The following is a 19,067-nucleotide window of genomic DNA, read 5'->3' as shown; positions in this document are numbered from 1 at the left end:
GCGGCAGCCCAAAAAACCCCGCCCCCAGCCAATAGTGTGCAGAAAAGAATAGCCATCCATTTAAAACTGTCTATCTCAGGTACGGGTAAATTGCCTAAAATCACACGTCCTGTACGACCAGCACCGACTGCCAAAGCAATGACAAAAGTAGCTAGTAGCAATATCTGCCAAAAAGGCCCAAATATTTTGACGGACCACGAAAAGCCCACTTCGACTATTTTTGCCAAACGCGCTTCTGCAAAAATTGCCATCAAAACAAAGGCTACAATGAATCCGCCACTGTACCAAAACGCAGGATTTTTAAGGCCTAATGTGTCGGTAGAAATAGCGGCGGCTTTGGTGTCATTTGCTCCTTGATTAACAGGAGTTGAGCGTCCTTGCTCATTTTGATTAAATCCCTTTAAGTCGGCCATGATGTGGCTCCATATACTATGCTAACGTTGCGTTTTAGATCAGAGTGGTAGCAATGAGGATGTGATCAAACGACCTCACTATACATACCTATCTAATTTAAATTACCTACTTCAAACAGATATGCGCTATAACACGACTGTCGTCTTATAGCGATGTCGAGTAACCGTTGATTGAAACACTGTTTTAAGACTGATTGGTTAAGCCAAAGGCTTTAAGCCTTGCTCTAAAAAATCGAACCAGTTTTGACCAATGACTTTTCCAGCATCACTTTCATTAAAACCGTGCTTTAGCAGACCGTTATAGATGTTTTCCATACCGTCTTTGCCAGCGAACCATGGCAAAGTATCTGGCCAACCTGAATTACTGGCATTGCCTTCGCCATAGTCCATCGCTTTTGACCAACGTCCATTACGCATCCACTCAAGTACAGCTTGTGGTTGATTAAGACACAAGTCACTGCCAATCGCTAAATGCTCCACACCATACTTATCAGCGCAATTGGCAATCATGGTACAGAAGTCATCGAGCGTACAGTCACTACCATTTGGCAAATGAAACGGGTATAAACTAAACCCTAACAACCCGCCTGCTTGAGTCAATGCACTGATGACTGTATCCGATTTATTACGCAGTGCATCATGAGCCGTGGTTGGATTGGCATGGCTAATACATATCGGACGCGACGACACTTCTATCGCCTCAAGCGTTGAGCGCTCAGCGCTGTGTGACATATCGATAATCATACCGACACGATTCATCTCAGCGATGGCTTGCTGACCAAACCGGGTGATACCGCTATCATTCTGCTCATAACAACCTGTCGCTAGTAAGCTCTGGTTGTTGTAAGTCAGCTGCATGATCAATAGACCCAGACGACGCATCACGCTAATCAAACCAATTTCATCGTCGATTGGTGAGCAATTCTGCGCGCCAAAAAAGATGCCAACTTTACCCTGCTCTTTTGCCGTTTTAATATCAGCCACTGAGTACACGGGTAATATAAGATCTGAGTTTTGCTCAAAGCGTGCATGCCATTCGCTAAAGCGGGTCATGGTTTGGCGAGCGTCTTCGTGATAGACCAAGGTGGCGTGTACTGCATTGATACCACTGGCTTGTAGCATCTTAAAGTAGTCGCGATCCCAATGGCTATACTGTAATCCATCAATGACGATATGGTCTTGGTACATATCAATTCCTTTTAATACTTTTATCGATAGCCGCTATCTTTAGCAAGTAAGTACCTTTTGGTACAGCACGTTCAGATAGCGACGAGTATTCTTGTTAAGACATCCCTAGTACGCTTTTTGATAAGCGGTCTTGACGATGGTATAGAACTCTTTGGCATATTGACCTTGCTCACGCGGGCCAAAGCTTGACTGCTTACGACCACCAAATGGCACGTGATAGTCAGTACCTGCAGTTGCCAGATTGACCATGACGCAGCCTGCTTGTACTTGCTCTTTGAACATCGCACTGTTGCGTAAGCTTTGGGTAATGATGCCGCCCGTCAGACCAAATCGCGTATCATTGGTCATGGCAATCGCCTCTTCTAGATTTTTGACACGCAAGACACACGCCAGCGGGGCAAACACTTCTTCTTGGTTGATATCCCAGCTGTTATCCGTCTCAGTAAATAACGTAGGCGACATATAGTAGCCGTCATGCGGCATCTCTAAACGCTCACCGCCAAACGCCAAATGAGCACCAGACTGCTTGGCTTTTTCGATCCAGTCCATGTTTGATGCCAGCTGCTTGTCATCGACAACAGGACCCATAAAGATACCGTCTTCAAGCGCATGACCGACTTTCAAGGTTTTCATTTTGGCAATCACACCGTCTACAAACGCATCGTGAATACCGTCCATCACGATAAGACGTGAAGAAGCCGTACATTTTTGACCCGAACCGCCGAACGCACCAGCCACTGCTGCATCGATAGCGACTTGCAAATCGGCATCGTCAGCGATAACCAAAGCGTTTTTGCTGCCCATCTCAAGCTGACAACGGATAAAATTTGGTGCCGTCGCAGCCGCAACTTTGCGACCTGTTGGTACAGAACCCGTAAAGCTGACGGCATCGATGTCTGTAGAATTAATGAGGGCATCACCGACTGACGAGCCGCCACCCAATAGTAAGTTAAATGTGCCTTCTGGCAGGCCTTGGCGATGAATGATTTCAGCCAATGCGACCGCGCTGGCTGGCGTTAAATTGGCAGGCTTCCAAATGACAGTGTTACCAAACGCTAATGCTGGCGCGATTTTCCATACAGCGGTGGCAGTTGGAAAGTTCCAAGGTGAGATAATCGCGACCACTCCGACTGCTTCACGGGTAACTTCAACTTTGACACCAGGACGCACTGAATCAGCCGTATCACCCATTTGACGCAATACTTCCGCTGCATAGTAATGAAAGAACTGACCTGCACGGTAAATCTCACCGCGACCTTCCGCAAACGGCTTACCTTCTTCAAGTGACAACAGCGTACCTAGCTCATCACAACGGGAAATCATTTCATCGCCAATGGCTTGTAGGATAGACTGCTTCTTTTCTAAAGGAGTCGCTTCCCACTTTGGCTGAGCGTGACGGGCAGCATCAATAGCGTCTTTGACTTGATCGCTACTTGCTTGTGCGAACTCACCGATAGTGTCAGTGATATCAGATGGATTGATATTGGCAACGGTATTTACGCCTGCCTGCCATTCACCATTGATATAAAGTGATTTGGTTGGGTCTTGCTGCAATATCTGTTGGGCGGTGTGGGCTGACATAAGTGCTTCCTTGATAAAGTATTAAAAGATGGAATATTAAAATTAGATTTAAGGCACAGCGGCATATACGACCAGCTCAACCAGCATCTCTTCACGAGCCAGTCCACCTATTACCAGTGCTGCCCGATTTGGATAGGGCGCTTCAAAGTATTCAGCATAGACTTGATTGACGGTTTTTAGATAGTCGCGATCAGTCACATAGATCATTACTTGTAGAACTGCATCCATGCCAACATTGGCACATTCTAGCGTGTGCTTAAGATTGTCTAGCGTTTGGCGAGTTTGCGATTCTATACCCCCTGCAACCACGTCACCATTTTCATCGATAGGAATTTGGGCAGTGTATAAGGTTCCATTATTAGTGATGGCCCACTCCAAAGGTGCTTTAGACGCATAAAGCGAGGTTTTAACGGCCTGTTTGTTTGAGTGAGTCATCATATTGTCATGTCCTTTGATAAGTGGTTTCAGCAGTAGGCGAACTAAGATTTTTTTTAATCACTGCCAATTGCTACATGACTTATCCTACTCAATTAGTAACGATAAATCTAACTAATTAAATTTGAATTTCGATAGATTTAATCTATCATTTAAGATAAGTTATTGAAAAATAGTTTTGGATGGTCTGAATATGAAGTTACAGCAATTGCGTCATTTCTTATTTGTCGTGGAAGAAGGAGGGTTTCGTGCGGCGGCTGATCGTGCCAATCGCTCGCAAGCTGCTTTATCAGCCTCAATAAAGGAATTAGAAAAAACCTTAGGACAGCGATTATTTGAAGTAGGAAACAAAGCTCTACTCACGCCTTTCGGTGAAACCTGCTTACCAAAGATTGAGCAGTTTCTTAGCATTTATCAAGCGCTAGAAGACGACTTAAAAGCCTCTGCGTCTGGCGAAAAAGGTAAGATTAAGATTGCAAGCGTACCGTCGCTAGTGACTAAATTGTTACCTAGCGTATTGGTTGAATACTCAAAAAAATATCCTGATATCGAGATTGTATTGATAGATGATAACTCTGTCGGTGTGGCCAATCGATTGTTAGCCGGAGAAATTGATTTAGCACTGGGCAATTGCACCAGTATTGATCAAACGAATATAGATTTTACTTTACTCATATCAGACCCAATTGGTGTGGTCTGTCTGAAAAGTAATGAGCTAAACAACCAGTTAAATCAGTCGCAAGGGCTGACATGGCAGCAACTCATGGCGCAGCCATTTATTTATAATGGCACTTGCAGATTGCTCGAAAACACGCCAGCCGAAGCACTCAATCGCAGGGCAAGGTACACGGTAGAAAATATCACATCGCTGTTTTCTTTATTGCGCAATAATCTAGGTATCACTACTTTACCCAAGCTTGCCTTCCCTGCGAATGAGCCGGAACTCGTTTGGATAGATTTAGTTGACCCTTCTTTAAACCGGCAAATCGGTATCTTTAAACTTGCTGATAAATCTATCTCTCCCCCAGCTCAAGCATTTTATGATCTCTGTATCGCCTATGTCCAAGAGAACTATTGGCTGTAAAGCTTAAGTATGTTTACTAGGGCGTGTCTTCAATTCACTCGATAGTCATCTAAATGGGCTAAATCTTGCCAAAACTCGTCAAATAGCTGGCTAATATCCCGATATTATCTGCGCTATTTTTCTTGTTTGACGGCAATTTATCTCATTTTTATCACCATTTTTGAAACGAAAACAAGCCCTAGTAGCTTTGAACATAGAGACATAAAAAAGCTACGATACATTATGGATCGTAGCTTTCGGCTCAAGCAAACTTAAGCAAGCTGATTTGACGATCAGATCCAACCTTCTTCTAACAGGTGCTCAGTATTGCTGATTTTAAAATTATTACATAAGTCATAAAACGCCATTGGGTCTTCAACATTATCGAGCAGCTCTCGTTTATGCAATGCCACAAACAGTGCCAACGCATACGCTGCACTATGGATAGATTTTTTAGGATTAAAGGTAATATCAGTAAACCCTTGATATTGAATAACTTCTTCATGCAGCTGAGGGTTTTGCTTGAGCGCATTCACGTACAGCCAATCATAAAACGTCGTTAACGGCTCTACGCCCCATTCCATACCAAAGTAATTGTAGCCAATGAGCTCGCCCGAGGTCATCAATCGCTCATCTTTCCGGGCTTGTCTTGGCGCTACTGTTAGCAAATCCGTGTAAGGACCACCATCTTCAAAAACCATACTGGCTTGAAAAGCATTTTCGACACTATATGGATTGCCATCATGCTCATCCGTAATCTGTAAGCTGAAAGGGCTTAGCGGAAAACTTAGCTTATTGCCAGACTTGCTAGAGAGCTCGAGTACTTGCTTAAATCCATACTTTTTGCGAATGACTTGTTGTAGGTCATTGATGGACTTTTTCTTTTGTCTGGTTGCAAATCCCACATGTCGCTCAAACATAACCATATCCGTTTTTACCAAATTGTCACTGTTGACTTTGGGCATGAATACGGGTCTTTGTTCTATCGTATTTGGTACTTCTTCCATAGTGATGTGCCTTAATATCAATGGTCTTGTATAAAGTGTTCATTCATCATTAGTCTAGCAAAGATGCTTATGACAGCTCGTTCTGTCACTGCTATCAGCGTTCTTTATTATTGGGGTTTTACTTTCTAGTCATAAAATATCGCTACTCAATTTGAAATGCGCTGAACCGAGTCAACGCTCGCGGAGGCAGTTTATCTTATTCTTAGTCATTTATCCTACCCTATTTCAGAATTAATGCCGCCATACCTTCAACAATAAACCATAATCGAGCTATTTTAAGCTTAACAACGAATATAAGACGCTACTATAAACGGGTTTAAAAACATTCAAAGAAATACGCTTGACCTTACCATGATGTCAACCTATATGCTGTCACTATAGATTAAAAACAGAATTAAAAACGACAGAGGTTGTTATGAAAACAAAAAATACTAAAGCCCCTACTTATCAAGAAGTGCTGAGCATTGAAGGCATGAGTTGCGCCTCGTGTGTTGGGCGTATTGAAAAACAATTAAAAAGTATTGAGCACGTTGAAAACGCCGAGGTAAATCTTGCCACTGAACAGGCGACTGTTTACTCATCGCAGCCTGTAGATGTTGCCCAGTTAAACAAAGCGGTAGAGCGTGCAGGCTATAAAGTGACTGAAACCAAGCCTATCGAGCTATCTATAGAAGGCATGAGCTGTGCCTCTTGCGTTGGACGGGTCGAAAAATTCTTGGCCAAAGTCGCTGGCGTGCAACAAGCTACTGTAAACCTTGCGACTGAACGCGCTTGGATTAAAGGCGATGCTCAAATACAGATGAGTGAATTGATTGAGGCCGTTAAAAAAGCGGGCTACGAGGCCAAACTGGTAGAACAAGATCAAAGTGATCGACAAGATAAGAAAGCCTCGGAGCAAAATCAGCTTAAACGAGATTTGGGGCTTTCTGCGCTGTTGTCACTGCCCGTATTCATTCTAGCAATGGGCTCGCATATGATTCCCGCCTTTCATATGTGGGTAGTGAATAACCTCGGCACTCAGCAAAGTTGGTGGATACAGTTTGTTTTGACCACATTGGTACTACTTTTTCCAGGCCGACGCTTTTATCAAAAAGGCGTGCCAGCCTTATTGCGTTTTGCGCCAGATATGAATTCGCTAGTGGCGATTGGTACTATCGCAGCGTATGGCTTTTCTCTGATAGCGACTTTTATCCCGCAAGCGTTACCTGAAGGCACGGTGCACGTCTATTACGAAGCCGCTGCCATGATTGTGAGCTTGATTTTATTAGGACGCTATTTTGAAGCAAAGGCTAAAGGTCGTACTTCTGGGGCCATTCAGCATTTAGTAGGCATGCAGGCAAAGACTGCCCGTGTACAGCAAGATGGCAAAGTCATTGAAGTCCCTGTAGAAGATGTCACCGCAAAAATGATCGTTGAGATTCGCCCAGGTGAGCGTGTGCCTATCGATGGCGAAGTCGTTGACGGTCACAGTTATATTGATGAATCTATGATTACTGGTGAACCTGTCCCTGTGAAAAAACAAGCAGGTGATCAAGTAGTCGGCGGTACTATCAATCAAAACGGCACCGTGAATATTCGAGCAACGGCCATCGGTGAAGATTCTGTATTAGCGCAAATCATTCGTATGGTAGAACAAGCCCAAGGCTCTAAATTACCGATTCAAGCATTGGTGGATAAAGTCACCATGTGGTTTGTACCAGCGGTGATGTTTTTATCAGCATTAACCTTTATAGTTTGGTTGATTTTTGGCCCTGACCCTGCCTTAACCTTTGGTTTAATCAATGCGGTTGCCGTGCTCATTGTAGCCTGCCCTTGTGCAATGGGATTGGCCACTCCCACCTCTATTATGGTCGGTACGGGTCGTGGTGCAGAATTGGGCGTGCTATTCCGTAAAGGTGAAGCGCTACAAATGTTGCAAGACGTGAGCGTGGTTGCCGTTGATAAAACAGGCACATTGACTGAAGGCAAACCTACGTTAACGGATTTCCAAGTCCAACAAGGGTTTGAGAAAGAACAAGTCTTACGTGTGGTGGCATCGGTTGAAGCAAAGTCTGAGCATCCCATTGCCTTGGCCATTGTACAAGCCGCAGAACAACAGAATATTCAACTGCTTCCTATCACTGACTTTGAAGCGATGACAGGTTTGGGTATTCAAGCAAACGTGACAGGCCAAGTGATTCATATTGGCGCGGATCGTTATATGCAACAATTGGGGCTTGATGTTGCGCCTTTTGAACAAGATGCGCTACGTTTGGGGCAAGAAGGCAAAACCCCACTCTATGTATCGATTGATCAGCAATTGGCCGCTATCATTGCCGTTGCCGACCCTATTAAAGAAACAACTCATACCGCCATCGCTGCATTGCATCAGTTGGGCTTAAAAGTGGCCATGATTACAGGTGATAATCGCCATACCGCCCAAGCGATTGCCGCAAAACTAAATATCGATCAGGTAGTAGCAGAAGTATTGCCCGAAGGCAAGGTAGATGCAGTACGCCAATTGCAAGAACAATATGGCCGAGTGGCATTTGTTGGTGACGGTATCAATGATGCCCCTGCATTGGCTCAATCCGATGTTGGATTGGCCATTGGTACAGGCACAGACGTGGCGATTGAGGCGGCTGAAGTGGTGCTAATGTCAGGTAGTCTGCAAGGCGTGCCTACTGCGATTGCCTTGAGTAAAGCCACCATCAGTAATATCAGACAAAATCTGGCTTGGGCGTTTATTTATAATGTTGCTTTGATCCCGATTGCTGCAGGTGTCTTGTATCCCGCCTTTAGTATCCTGCTCTCACCCATTTTTGCGGCAGGCGCAATGGCGCTGTCATCTGTTTTTGTCTTAGGTAATGCGTTACGCTTGAAGTATTTCAAAGTACCCGTCATTACAAAGTGAATGTAGAATCGTAAAGGATATCCATATAGGGTTTAAACATTAATGCTTAAGCCCTTTCTAGGTTAGGAGGAAAAATATGAATATTGGTCAAGCATCAAAGCAATCAGGCATCTCTACCAAAATGATTCGCTACTATGAACAGATTGGCTTGCTAGAAACAGTCAATCGCTCGAACTCAGGTTATCGCTTGTATTCTAAAGACGATATTGACGACTTATGCTTTTTAAGACATTCTCGTGACTTGGGGTTCTCATCCAAGCAAATGAAGGAGTTACTGTATCTGCGTAAAAATGCCAATCGTCAGAGTGCAGATGTTAAGCAACTGACACAAGAGCATATTGAAACGTTAAACCAAAAAATCGCGCAATTGCAGGAGATGGTCGACTCGCTACAGAACTCTTTTGATCATTGCGCAGGCGATAATAATGCAGAGTGCGCTATTTTAGAGGATCTAGGGCAAGCTAAATAGAGCTCTTAACGAGCACTTCTCCACGAAGACGTTCTCGGTTATGTTGTTTTTTCACATCATTAAAAGAGAAGTGAGTATTAACACAGATCAAATATTAATAGTCATTTCAGTGCCATAAGCAGATGTTCGGAACTTTAACCTATAGTTATATCACGACTTCACTTAAGTGAGTTTTTATTCACCCCTTAAATCTAAATGTTTCACGCTGATTATTTCACTATTATCTTCATTTAGTTCAAATACTGAGTCAGTAAAGTCTAGTTCTGAAATTTCAGCATTAGCTCTTATCCCACTCATGTAATCAATACTGACATAGGCTGAAAAAACTTCAGTATGTTTCTTCACAATATCGTTACGCAGTACAAACATATAAACTTTATCTTCAGGATCCCACGGTGAGCGACCGTAATCAGCAATTGAATAATAGGCCTTTAGAACAACCTCAAAATCTATTTCATACTCAACATTCTCATCTGACACCGAAATTATATTCTTGTGATTTATACAAACTGACTCAATATCTATTTGGTATATTTCATCATCAAATTCATTCATCTCGTCTGAATAGAATTCTGATGAATCAATTTTCTCTTTGGCATTTTCAATTAATTCTTCTTTCAGCTGCTCAAGAATACTATCTGCAAATTTGACAGGTTCTTTCAACTCTTCTTCTTTACGAACAACTAAATCCAAGAGATCATCAACTCTCCTTAAATGAATCAAATTATCTAAAGTGTTCGCATATTTCTCCATATCACCATCATCACTGATGACATATAAAGTATGCCCTCTATCTTTGCTTACCTTAGCTACGGCTTCGAGAACAAAGGCATCAGGAAATTCAGATTTTTTATTTGCTCCACCGAAGGGAGGTTCTGATTTAAAATATTTATCGAAAACACTAGACGCATTAACATTTTTTATGTCAACAATTTCAGCTGAACTTTTATCAAGAAACTCTTCAAAACTTGCTAAAGCAATTTGGTAAATCTCTTCGGCTTTGACTTTCTCAAAAATTCCATGGCAAGCAAGATTAGGAGTATTTCTCAAGAACATTGCATCTTTTTGTATTTTCTTTATAGCTCTTGCTGATTCTTCCGATTTTAATAATAAATGAGCTTTTATTTCATTAATTGTAATTTGAGTAATAAGGAGATGGAGCCTTTCAGATTCAAGAAAATCACAAAGCTTACCTAACGCATGTTCATTAAATTGGAAATTTTTGCTTTCATACGCAGAAGTATCAATAAATACCAATCTACTCTCTAGTTCTGTGCTCATGAGTTACCTTCTTAATATAACGCCTCAATAACCAGCGCAGCCTTACTGCGTATGGGCTTTCAAGAGCGTAGTTAATTTGTTTGTTATGACTTGAAAGTTCAGTGTCTTTAACTTGATAGTAGGAATCATACCAATGCAGAGTGCACGAGTGGCCTTTTAAGAGCATCACCGAATTGTATCATTCTAGAAGATCTAGGACAGAGCAAATAACTTATATCAGATGTACGAGATACATGATGAGGCTAATACAAATACTCAGCACATAAAAAACCCTTTAAGCGACAGATGATGCTTAAAGGGTTTATATTTTGTCTTAACCAAAACTACGTTAACTGTCTTTAACTACGAGTTAACTCAAAAATAGGTTGCCCGTATTCAACTTTCTGGTCATTTTCAACCAAAACTGCCGTGACCACACCTTCTTTATTACTAATCACTGGCTGCAAACGGGTCAACTCATTAATGAAGCAAACGGTCTGACCTTTTTGAATATGGTCGCCTTCTTTGACCAAATTGTCTGTTGCATCGTCTTCACTTAAGTAGACCTGCCCCACATAAGTGGCACATACTTGCAAGACATCACTACCCTGTTGTTCAGGCTCATGAGTAGTCGTGGCCTCTATAGGACTAGCGCTAACATTATTCTGCGCACCTAGATTGTTAACCACCGTAATAGACTGCCCGTTGTCTGCAATCGTGACTTCGTGTAGCTGACTGCTTTCAACCAGTTTGACCACACGTGTTATTTGCTCTATATCCATAATACATTCCTTATCTTAATTTTTTAACTCATGCCCAGATATTTAGCAATGGTCATGACACTTAGGATACTCATCACGATGGCGATTAACCAACCAAATGCCGCAATCCAAATCGGATGCTTATAATTGCCAACGATATTTTTTCTGTAGGCGGCAATCAGAATGATGACCATAGCGATAGGTAGCACTAAGCCATTTAACGTACCGACCAATACCAATACTTGAGCCGGTTTACCGACAGTGGCAAACACCAACGTTGAGATAACGATGAAACCTATAATGAAGTAGCGTTTATAGGTCTCAATGAACGGATGAAAGTTGGTCATAAAAGACACAGAGGTATAAGCAGCACCAATCACCGAGGTCACAGACGCAGCCCAAATCACCATACCAAAAATAACTTTACCTGCGTTTCCTAAAATGTACTGAAACGGCGACATGGCTGGGTTGGCAGGATCCAATGCAAAGCCTTGAGATACCACGCCTAATACGGCAAGGAATAAAAATACGCGAATAACAGAGGCAATCAAAATACCAGAGACCGAGCTTCTGGTTACTGATTTTAAATTCTCTTCTCCGCTGACGCCTGCTTCTAATAAGCGATGCGCACCTGAGAAAGTAATATAACCGCCAACCGTACCGCCAACTAGCGTCACGATAGCCACTGCATCAATTTTGTCAGGCATGATGGTTTTGCTGACGGCTTCTGCTAATGGTGGATCAGATTTAAAGACCACATAAATGACCAATACAATCAGGATAAAACCCATTAACTGAGCGAATTTATCCATCATAGGCCCCGTTTCTCGGCCTAAAAATATGGCGACGGCAATCACACCACTAATCAGGGCGCCTGTGATGGGCGACATATTGAACATGGACTGCATGCCAAGTCCGGCACCGCCAATATTACCAATATTAAAAGCCAGACCACCCGCAATGATTAAGAACGCGAGCAAGTAACCGACACCAGGGAACACCAAGTTGGCGATTTCCTGCGCGCGTTTTTTGGAGACTGCGACTACTCGCCAAACGTTAAGCTGGACGCCGATGTCCATAACAATAGATATTAAGATAACAAAGCCGAAACTTGCCATTAGGCTTTCGGTGAATGTGGCCGTTTGGGTCAAAAACCCTGGCCCTACTGCTGATGTGGCCATCAGGAAGGCCGCGCCTAAAATGGCGGTATTATGTTTTTTTATGGTGCTCATAAACATCCTTGTTCTATATGGGATTATTTAATCAAATGATTAGGGCGTGTCCTCATTTTAAAAATGGTGGTAAAAATGAGATAAATTGTAGTCAAACAAGGAAAATAGCGCAGATAATATCGAGATATTAGTCAGCTATTTGACGCTGTTTGGCAAGATTTAGCCATTTTTAACCCATTTAGATGACCATCGATTGAATTGAGGACATGCCCTAGCGTGCGGATATTTAGTAGGCAGAGATAGTGATACCTTTGAGCTCTAGTTGTTTCTTTATTTCTTGCGCAAACAAAATGGCGTGTTCACCATCCCCATGTAGGCAGATACTTTGTGCCTCTACGGGTACGGTTTGACCGCAGACACTGGTGACAGTCCCTTCAGTTATCATCTGCAATACATGCTTAATCGCATCATCCGTATCGGTTATTAGCGCATTGTCTTTGCTACGAGAGACCAATGAGCCGTCTTTTTCATAGTTCCTATCGGCAAACACTTCTGATATCGAGGCTAAACCCTGCTTTTTGGCTGCTTTAACCAGATAACCACCAGACAGACCCATGACTTTTAGATTTGGATCAAATCGTTTGATTTCACTGGCCAAAATGTCTGATAAATCTTCATCAATGGCCGCTTGGTTGTACAACGCACCATGCGGTTTTACATAGTCCAAAGTCACACCAACCAAGTCACAGAGCGCTTTGGTTGCACCCAACTGATATGCTAACAAAGCACGATACTCAGATTCGCTTAATGGCTGATGAATACGGCCAAAGTTTTCTCTATCGTTTAGACCAGGATGTGCGCCTACGCTCACGTTGTTTTCTTTTGCCAATTGCAACGTGGCTAGCATCTCGCTGTAAGAACCAGCATGAAGACCGCAGCAGACATTGGCTGAGCTGACTATCGTCAATAACTTGTCGTCTTGCCCGCAGCCTTCAGCCACATCAGCATTTAAATCAATTTTCATTGGCATACTCCTTTATTTGATCGATGTAATGTTGTCTTTTCTGTTGTTCACGCAGCGCCTGCTCTAACGACACAACGACGAACTGACAGGCTTTGCCAAATCTAATCTGTGCCATCAGCCCTATGTCTGCGTTAATAACGGTTGCAATTTTAGGGTAGCCACCCGTCGTTTGCCCGTCTGCCATTAACACAATCGGTTGTCCTTGTGGTGGCACCTGAATCATTCCAATATCAACGCCATGTGAGCTCATTTCTACTGGCTTACTAAATTCAAGCGCTGCTGTCCCCTCTAAGCGGTAACCCATACGGTTGCTACTGCTTTGTAGTTTCCATGGCTGGGTCTCAAATGCTTGTTTAGACGACTCAGTGAAGCAATCATACTCACTGCTTTTTATCACTCGAATAACCTCGGTTGGGGCAAGTCGAGCCACCCCAATGACAGGCAGGCTGGATTCAGATTTTACCGTTAAGCTGTCATCGGCTTTTAAATATCTGCCTTCAAATCCGCCAAACCCTGCTTTGAGATTGGTGCTAACTGACTGCAATACTGGCTCGATATCAAAGCCGCCATGCACACATAAATAGGTATACATGCCTTGTAGCGGGCGCAAAAGTTTGAGCGTTTGCCCAGCTGTTGCATTGATACGCCAATAGCAAGGAACACGCTTGTCGTCTAGATAGGCCTCGTATAAAGAGCCTGTTAAGCAAAAGCTGACGCTTTCTTCAAACTGTATGGTTAGCTCACCGAGTGCTATTTCAATAGCGGGTTCGTTGGCTTCGTTTTTCATCAAAGCATTGCCGGCTTGTAGCGCCCAGCTGTCCATCACGCCATTTCTACCCACGCCCATGCTTCGGTAACCCAGTCGTCCCGAATCTTGAATACTGGCAAGGGCGCTTGCAGTTAAAATTTTCATTGATACCACCTGTTCATTTGTCTTTTTGATTCATGCATCTTTTATTTATCGCTTATTGATGAATATCAATCGCTTTAAATGTCAAAGTATCGCCTGCGTTAAGCAACGTCGGAGAAGACTTGGTTAAATCAAATAAAGCAGTATCCGTCTGGCCGAGTAACTGCCAGCCGCCTGGAGACTCAAAAGGGTACACCCCTGTCTGCTCGCCGCCGATACCCACTGAGCCTGCTGGCACTTGAGTTCTAGGGATGGCGTGTCTTGGGAAATACAGCGACTCAGACAAGCCGCCAAGATAAGGAAATCCTGGCTGAAAACCGATAAAGTAAACGGTATAAGTGGCTTTGGTATGTAGCTCAACAACGGCTTCGACCGAGAGTTTTAGCTCATTCGCCATGGCCGCTAGATCAGGGCCATATTTTCCACCGTAATGTACTGGTATCTCGACGTGCTTGCCATGGATGGTTTTTGAAGGGATGTCATTGAGCAAATCTGACAGCTTATCTTTAAAGGTAGTAAGCTCAGCCCAAGTTAATGGCACGATGAATACACTGAGCGTATTCATACCAATCACCACTTCGATGACTTCTGGCATTTTCTGGATGCTGTCTGATAAAGCCCAGCACTTTTGTTGTTTTTCTAAGGTGATCGGTTTAGGGAAAAACAACGCGAGATTGGTTTCACTGCATAGTTGCCATTGTAGTTCCATTAGCACGTGCTCCATTATTTTTATCTACTACAGTCAAATCATCTATAAATTGGATACGGTGTCAGGCTCGCTTAGTCTACTACTTGTAGTACTTTCACTCGCCTTCCTTGTATCCAAATTATATTGAACCGACTGTATCTTGATTCTGACGCTTCTGACGCTAATGTCAGATTTGGTTTTAATTTTTGCGGGTCAGACCTGATTTATATATTGTCTTGTATCCACTGTTCTAGATAATGGATGCTCATTTGACCTTCACAAAACACCTTATCCTCAAAGAGTCGCTGATGCAGACCAATATTGGTATCAATCCCGGTGATTTGCGCTTCTGATAATGCCGCACGCATTTTTTCTATCGCTTTTTCTCTTGAACGATCTTGTACACATATCTTGGCAATCAAACTGTCATAAGATGGCGGCACGGTGTAGTTCGACTCAGCATGACTATCTACTCTGATACCAAACCCTGCTGGCATGTGGCAGTAGTCTATGCGTCCAGCATTTGGCAAAAATGTCTGCGCGTTTTCAGCATTAATACGGCACTCAAAAGCGTGTCCGGTAATGGCGATATCACTTTGCTTGTATGCCAGTGGAAGCCCTGCCGCCACTCTGATTTGTTCTTGCACAATATCAACACCCGTCACCATCTCAGTGATGGTGTGCTCAACTTGCACACGAGTATTCATCTCGATAAAGAAGAATTCGCCATTTTCATATAGAAACTCAAACGTGCCTGCGCCTCTATACTGCATTTGCTCGCAAGCTGTGACACATGCTTGTCCGATTTTCTGGCGCTGCTCTTCAGTAATACCGGGTGCTGGCGCTTCTTCAATAACTTTTTGATGACGACGCTGCATAGAGCAATCACGCTCGCCTAAATAGATAGCATTACCGTGGGTATCGGACATGACTTGCACTTCGATATGACGCGGTGCTTGTAGGTATTTTTCAAGATAGACAATGGCGCTACCAAAATTGGCTTTGGCTTCTGTTTGCGTCATAGAAATCGCAGAGAGTAAGTCGGCTTCTTTTTCGACCACGCGCATCCCACGACCGCCGCCACCGCTTGCTGCTTTGATAATGACTGGATAACCAACGTCACTGGCAATCTTGATAACTTGCTCTGAATCAGCAGGCAATGCACCATCAGAACCAGGCACACAGGGCACGCCCGCCATCGTCATTTGTTTTTTGGCTTCAACCTTGTCGCCCATGTTTCTGATATTGTCAGCCGTTGGGCCAATAAAGGTGAGACCTGAGTCTTCAACCAAAGCGGCAAAGTCTGAGTTTTCAGACAAAAAGCCATAGCCTGGATGGATGGCTTGCGCATTGGTGATTTTTGCAGCAGAAACTAGCGCTCTTTGATTAAGGTAGCTGTGCGTGGCATTGGCAGGCCCGATGCATACTGCTTCATCGGCTAGGCGTACAGGCAATGAGTCTTTGTCTGATTCAGAATGGGCAATGACGGATTTAATACCCAACTGCTTACAAGCTCGGATAATACGTAGCGCAATCTCGCCGCGATTGGCAATTAAGATTTTTGTGAACATGTTTATTCCCTTAAAAATATAGTGTCAAATACAGTGTTTGTGCAGCGTCTATACAATATTGAGCGGCTTTAACTGTTTGGCTCTATAACAAATAAGGGCTGGGCATACTCTACGACATCACCTTCATCAACCAAAATCTCTTTAAGCGTACACGCAGTTTCTGCTTTGACCTCGTACATCATTTTCATGGCTTCAATGATGCATAGTGTCTGCCCTACTTCCACCTTATCTCCTACCTGAAAAAACACTTCTGCTGTCGGCTCAGAGCGACGATAAAACGTACCTAGCATAGGCGCTATTATTTGGGATTTCTCCACCTCTGTAGTCACAGTTTCATCACTACGATCACTGTCTACATTGGTATTATTATCCGTACTATTTTGAGTGGTTTCGGTTTGAGACTCTGAATGAGACGCCCTTGGGTTGGGAGTATGAGCGATATGATTGCCGCTACTTTGGTTGCCGTCAGATTGGCAAACGATAGAAATACGTGCATCACCATCAGTGAGTTCTAAAGATTTTATATCGGCGCATTCTGCAAGTTTGATCAGTTTTTCCAGATCCGTAAAATTGATATTCATATGATTGGCTATTCCATTAGAGTGAAAGTGAACAATTATTTTTTATAAAAAATTCGTACCTAGTGATGTATGTAAAGTGTGATTGTTGAACGATATGTGACAATTTATTGATTGGCTTATTAAAATAATAGTTTGAAATTAATTATCTCTATGCGTATTAAAAGCACTTTTGTCATCAGAAATTATAGAACTGCCAAGTCTTCATCTCTTGGGTCGCAGATAAACATATGTCCTGGTGAATGCGTTATCATCAGCTCTGGCTTACTAGTCATAGCGATACTTTGCGGCGTCACACCGCAAGCCCAAAATACAGGGACTTCGCCTTCTTTTATGATGGATGCATCACCAAAATCAGGCACATGAATGTCGGTTATACCGATGACACTAGGGTCTCCGATATGAATAGGCGCGCCATGTACTTGCGGAAATCGAGAGGTCGCTTGGACGGCTCTGGTGATTAATGGATAAGGTATTGGCCGCATGCTAACCACCATTTTCCCATGAAACTGTCCTGCAGGCTCAGTTTCTATGTTTGTGATATACATTGGCACATTGTGATTGTCTTCAATATGTCTAATAGGAATAGACGCATTTAGCATGGCAGACTCAAAGGAAAAACTGCATCCTAAAAGAAAGCAGACCAAATCCTCTCTCCAGTAGTCTTTTAGATCTGATACCTCAGCCACTAATTCGCCAAATTTGTATATCCGATACTTTGGGACATCAGACCTCAAGTCTGCGCCTTTTGCCATGAGACGTGGCTCTGCACTACCGACATCTGTTACATCTAAAATAGGACAAGACTTTGGGTTTCTTTGTGCAAACAATAAAAAATCATAGGCCAAATTTTTGGGCACTATGACTAGGTTTGCTTGTATATGACCTTTACACATGCCGGAAGTCGGCTTGTTAAGTTCATTGTTACTGATTAACGCTCTGACCTCTGTCGGCGTCATATTTGCTAAATCTAACATTATTACAACCTCTTACGCTTTATTATTTTTAGCAGATAAAAGTTTATGATTTGTTTTATATTGGTATGGCTATTTATAATTTTATTTCATATATCGAGAACTATGATTATCGTTATGTAACTTATCAGAACACCTTCGATATGACAAGATATGAATACAGAAATATGTGATGAACATGATGAGTGATCTTCTTGAACGCACAGTTAAGGATGCAAATTGAACTATGAATAATGTCAAAAAAAAGGGCTCAAGCGTCGAGCGAGTTTTGCAAATCGTAGAAGTATTGGCCAAATCTGCTAAGCCTATGGGCGTTATTGACTTAGCAGAAACATTGGACATCCCTGTACCTAGTATGTACCGATTGTTAAATCAGCTACAACCGCTTCAATTTGTCCAATTAGATTTGCATGGAAAAGTAACCTGCGGAAAAAGAATGCATGACCTAGCTTTAGACCTGTGGAAAAACAGTCCTTTTAAAGCGGAAAGGTTGGCGATATTACAACAGCTTTCAGCCAAAATTGGTGAGTCGGTAGGGATTGCAGTGTTGCAAGACTTAGAAGTGGTATATATCGATCGTGTGATATCTGACTGGCCTGTCCAAATACAGTTACCTACCGGAACCAATATACCTATCTGGGCCTGTGCCAGTGGCAAATTATTGTTGACGCAGTTGGCAGATAATAAGTGCGAGCGTATTGTAGAAAAACTATCGTTACAGGCGCTCACGACCCATACTCAGACTGATAAAAAACAACTCATGACGTCCATTGCTGAAGTACGTAAGACACAGATAGGGACAGATAATGAAGAGTTTATTCCTGGTATGGTCGCCTGTGCCGTCCCGATTCCGAATGGTGAACAGCCCGCATTTGCTACGGTATTTACTCATAGTCCTATCGTCAGAAAATCTTTGGATGAGCTACTGAGCTATGTGCCTGTCATGCAAGAAGCTGCCAATGAGCTATCTGTTATTTTCAATCAGGAATATAATGAGTAGCCTGTCATAACATGCTATAACGATTGTATCTCAAGCCTCTTAAGTGTCGATAAGAATATGAATGTAATGAGGTTGTAGAT

At 42.9% G+C, this 19,067-nt stretch carries 18 protein-coding genes; 4 read left to right on the top strand and 14 right to left on the bottom strand.

Translation table 11 applies throughout. The features are described 5' to 3' along the window. From B2863_RS11095 to B2863_RS11080, 4 genes are all read right to left on the bottom strand, one after another. A partial coding sequence (locus B2863_RS11095) for a BCCT family transporter (RefSeq protein WP_296210506.1) occupies positions 1-413 on the bottom strand: 413 nt, incomplete at its 3' end. A gap of 198 nt (positions 414-611) precedes the next feature. Further along, complete coding sequence (locus tag B2863_RS11090) at positions 612-1,601, bottom strand: membrane dipeptidase (RefSeq protein ID WP_296210503.1); 990 nt, start codon at positions 1,599-1,601, stop codon at positions 612-614. A 105-nt stretch (positions 1,602-1,706) separates the two neighbouring features. Beyond that, positions 1,707-3,182: an aldehyde dehydrogenase family protein gene (locus B2863_RS11085; RefSeq protein WP_296210500.1), complete on the bottom strand. Its 1,476-nt coding sequence runs from the start codon at positions 3,180-3,182 to the stop codon at positions 1,707-1,709. A gap of 48 nt (positions 3,183-3,230) precedes the next feature. After that, positions 3,231-3,620 (bottom strand): RidA family protein, encoded by a 390-nt coding sequence (locus B2863_RS11080; RefSeq protein ID WP_296210497.1) that lies wholly within the window; start codon positions 3,618-3,620, stop codon positions 3,231-3,233. Positions 3,621-3,810: 190 nt separating this feature from the next. On the opposite strand from B2863_RS11080, the gene B2863_RS11075 reads away from it, so the two are divergent. Beyond that, entirely contained in the window at positions 3,811-4,701 is an 891-nt protein-coding gene (locus B2863_RS11075; RefSeq protein WP_296210494.1) for a LysR family transcriptional regulator, read from the top strand. A 272-nt stretch (positions 4,702-4,973) separates the two neighbouring features. Here the strand turns inward: B2863_RS11075 and B2863_RS11070 are convergent, their stop codons facing one another. Next, positions 4,974-5,687 carry a DarT1-associated NADAR antitoxin family protein gene (locus tag B2863_RS11070; protein ID WP_296210493.1) on the bottom strand — a complete coding sequence of 238 codons (714 nt, stop codon included), beginning with the start codon at positions 5,685-5,687 and terminating at the stop codon, positions 4,974-4,976. Between the two features lie 415 nt (positions 5,688-6,102). Between B2863_RS11070 and B2863_RS11065 the strand changes: the two genes are divergently transcribed. Together B2863_RS11065 and cueR are read left to right on the top strand one after the other, a co-directional pair. Then, positions 6,103-8,580: a heavy metal translocating P-type ATPase gene (locus B2863_RS11065; RefSeq protein ID WP_296210490.1), complete on the top strand. Its 2,478-nt coding sequence runs from the start codon at positions 6,103-6,105 to the stop codon at positions 8,578-8,580. Between the two features lie 76 nt (positions 8,581-8,656). Further along, positions 8,657-9,049, top strand: a complete 393-nt coding sequence (gene cueR, locus B2863_RS11060) for a Cu(I)-responsive transcriptional regulator (RefSeq protein ID WP_296210488.1) — start codon at positions 8,657-8,659, stop codon at positions 9,047-9,049. 174 nt (positions 9,050-9,223) lie between these two features. On the opposite strand, the gene B2863_RS11055 is transcribed toward cueR, so the two are convergent. From B2863_RS11055 to B2863_RS11015, 9 genes are all read right to left on the bottom strand, one after another. Then, positions 9,224-10,330, bottom strand: a complete 1,107-nt coding sequence (locus B2863_RS11055; protein ID WP_296210484.1) for a PIN domain-containing protein — start codon at positions 10,328-10,330, stop codon at positions 9,224-9,226. Positions 10,331-10,668: 338 nt separating this feature from the next. After that, positions 10,669-11,091, bottom strand: coding sequence for an acetyl-CoA carboxylase biotin carboxyl carrier protein (locus B2863_RS11050; RefSeq protein WP_296210482.1), 423 nt, complete (start codon positions 11,089-11,091; stop codon positions 10,669-10,671). Between the two features lie 23 nt (positions 11,092-11,114). Continuing rightward, positions 11,115-12,302: an NRAMP family divalent metal transporter gene (locus tag B2863_RS11045; protein WP_296210479.1), complete on the bottom strand. Its 1,188-nt coding sequence runs from the start codon at positions 12,300-12,302 to the stop codon at positions 11,115-11,117. A gap of 226 nt (positions 12,303-12,528) precedes the next feature. Further along, positions 12,529-13,266 carry a 5-oxoprolinase subunit PxpA gene (gene pxpA, locus B2863_RS11040; protein ID WP_296210476.1) on the bottom strand — a complete coding sequence of 246 codons (738 nt, stop codon included), beginning with the start codon at positions 13,264-13,266 and terminating at the stop codon, positions 12,529-12,531. Next, positions 13,256-14,179 carry a biotin-dependent carboxyltransferase family protein gene (locus tag B2863_RS11035; protein WP_296210473.1) on the bottom strand — a complete coding sequence of 308 codons (924 nt, stop codon included), beginning with the start codon at positions 14,177-14,179 and terminating at the stop codon, positions 13,256-13,258. Before B2863_RS11035 ends, pxpA begins: the two co-directional genes overlap by 11 nt. 52 nt (positions 14,180-14,231) lie before the next feature. Then, positions 14,232-14,885, bottom strand: coding sequence for a 5-oxoprolinase subunit PxpB (gene pxpB / locus B2863_RS11030; RefSeq protein WP_296210470.1), 654 nt, complete (start codon positions 14,883-14,885; stop codon positions 14,232-14,234). Between the two features lie 203 nt (positions 14,886-15,088). Continuing rightward, the gene (accC, locus tag B2863_RS11025) at positions 15,089-16,435 is read right to left on the bottom strand and encodes an acetyl-CoA carboxylase biotin carboxylase subunit (RefSeq protein ID WP_296210468.1); all 1,347 of its coding nucleotides are present in this window, start codon (positions 16,433-16,435) and stop codon (positions 15,089-15,091) included. Between the two features lie 68 nt (positions 16,436-16,503). Next, positions 16,504-17,016 carry an acetyl-CoA carboxylase biotin carboxyl carrier protein gene (gene accB / locus B2863_RS11020; RefSeq protein WP_296210465.1) on the bottom strand — a complete coding sequence of 171 codons (513 nt, stop codon included), beginning with the start codon at positions 17,014-17,016 and terminating at the stop codon, positions 16,504-16,506. Positions 17,017-17,198: 182 nt separating this feature from the next. Continuing rightward, positions 17,199-17,990, bottom strand: a complete 792-nt coding sequence (locus tag B2863_RS11015) for a putative hydro-lyase (RefSeq protein ID WP_296210462.1) — start codon at positions 17,988-17,990, stop codon at positions 17,199-17,201. A 223-nt stretch (positions 17,991-18,213) separates the two neighbouring features. Here B2863_RS11015 and B2863_RS11010 point away from each other — a divergent pair, with 223 nt between their 5' ends. Next, positions 18,214-18,987 carry an IclR family transcriptional regulator gene (locus B2863_RS11010; RefSeq protein ID WP_296210459.1) on the top strand — a complete coding sequence of 258 codons (774 nt, stop codon included), beginning with the start codon at positions 18,214-18,216 and terminating at the stop codon, positions 18,985-18,987. The last annotated feature ends 80 nt before the right edge of the window (positions 18,988-19,067 follow it).

Origin of the sequence: Psychrobacter sp. UBA3480 (assembly GCF_002377945.1) — a bacterium.
In the GTDB taxonomy this organism is placed as follows: domain Bacteria; phylum Pseudomonadota; class Gammaproteobacteria; order Pseudomonadales; family Moraxellaceae; genus Psychrobacter.
Note: the sequence above shows the minus strand (reverse complement) of the source record. Positions and strands in the feature narration are given on the sequence as shown.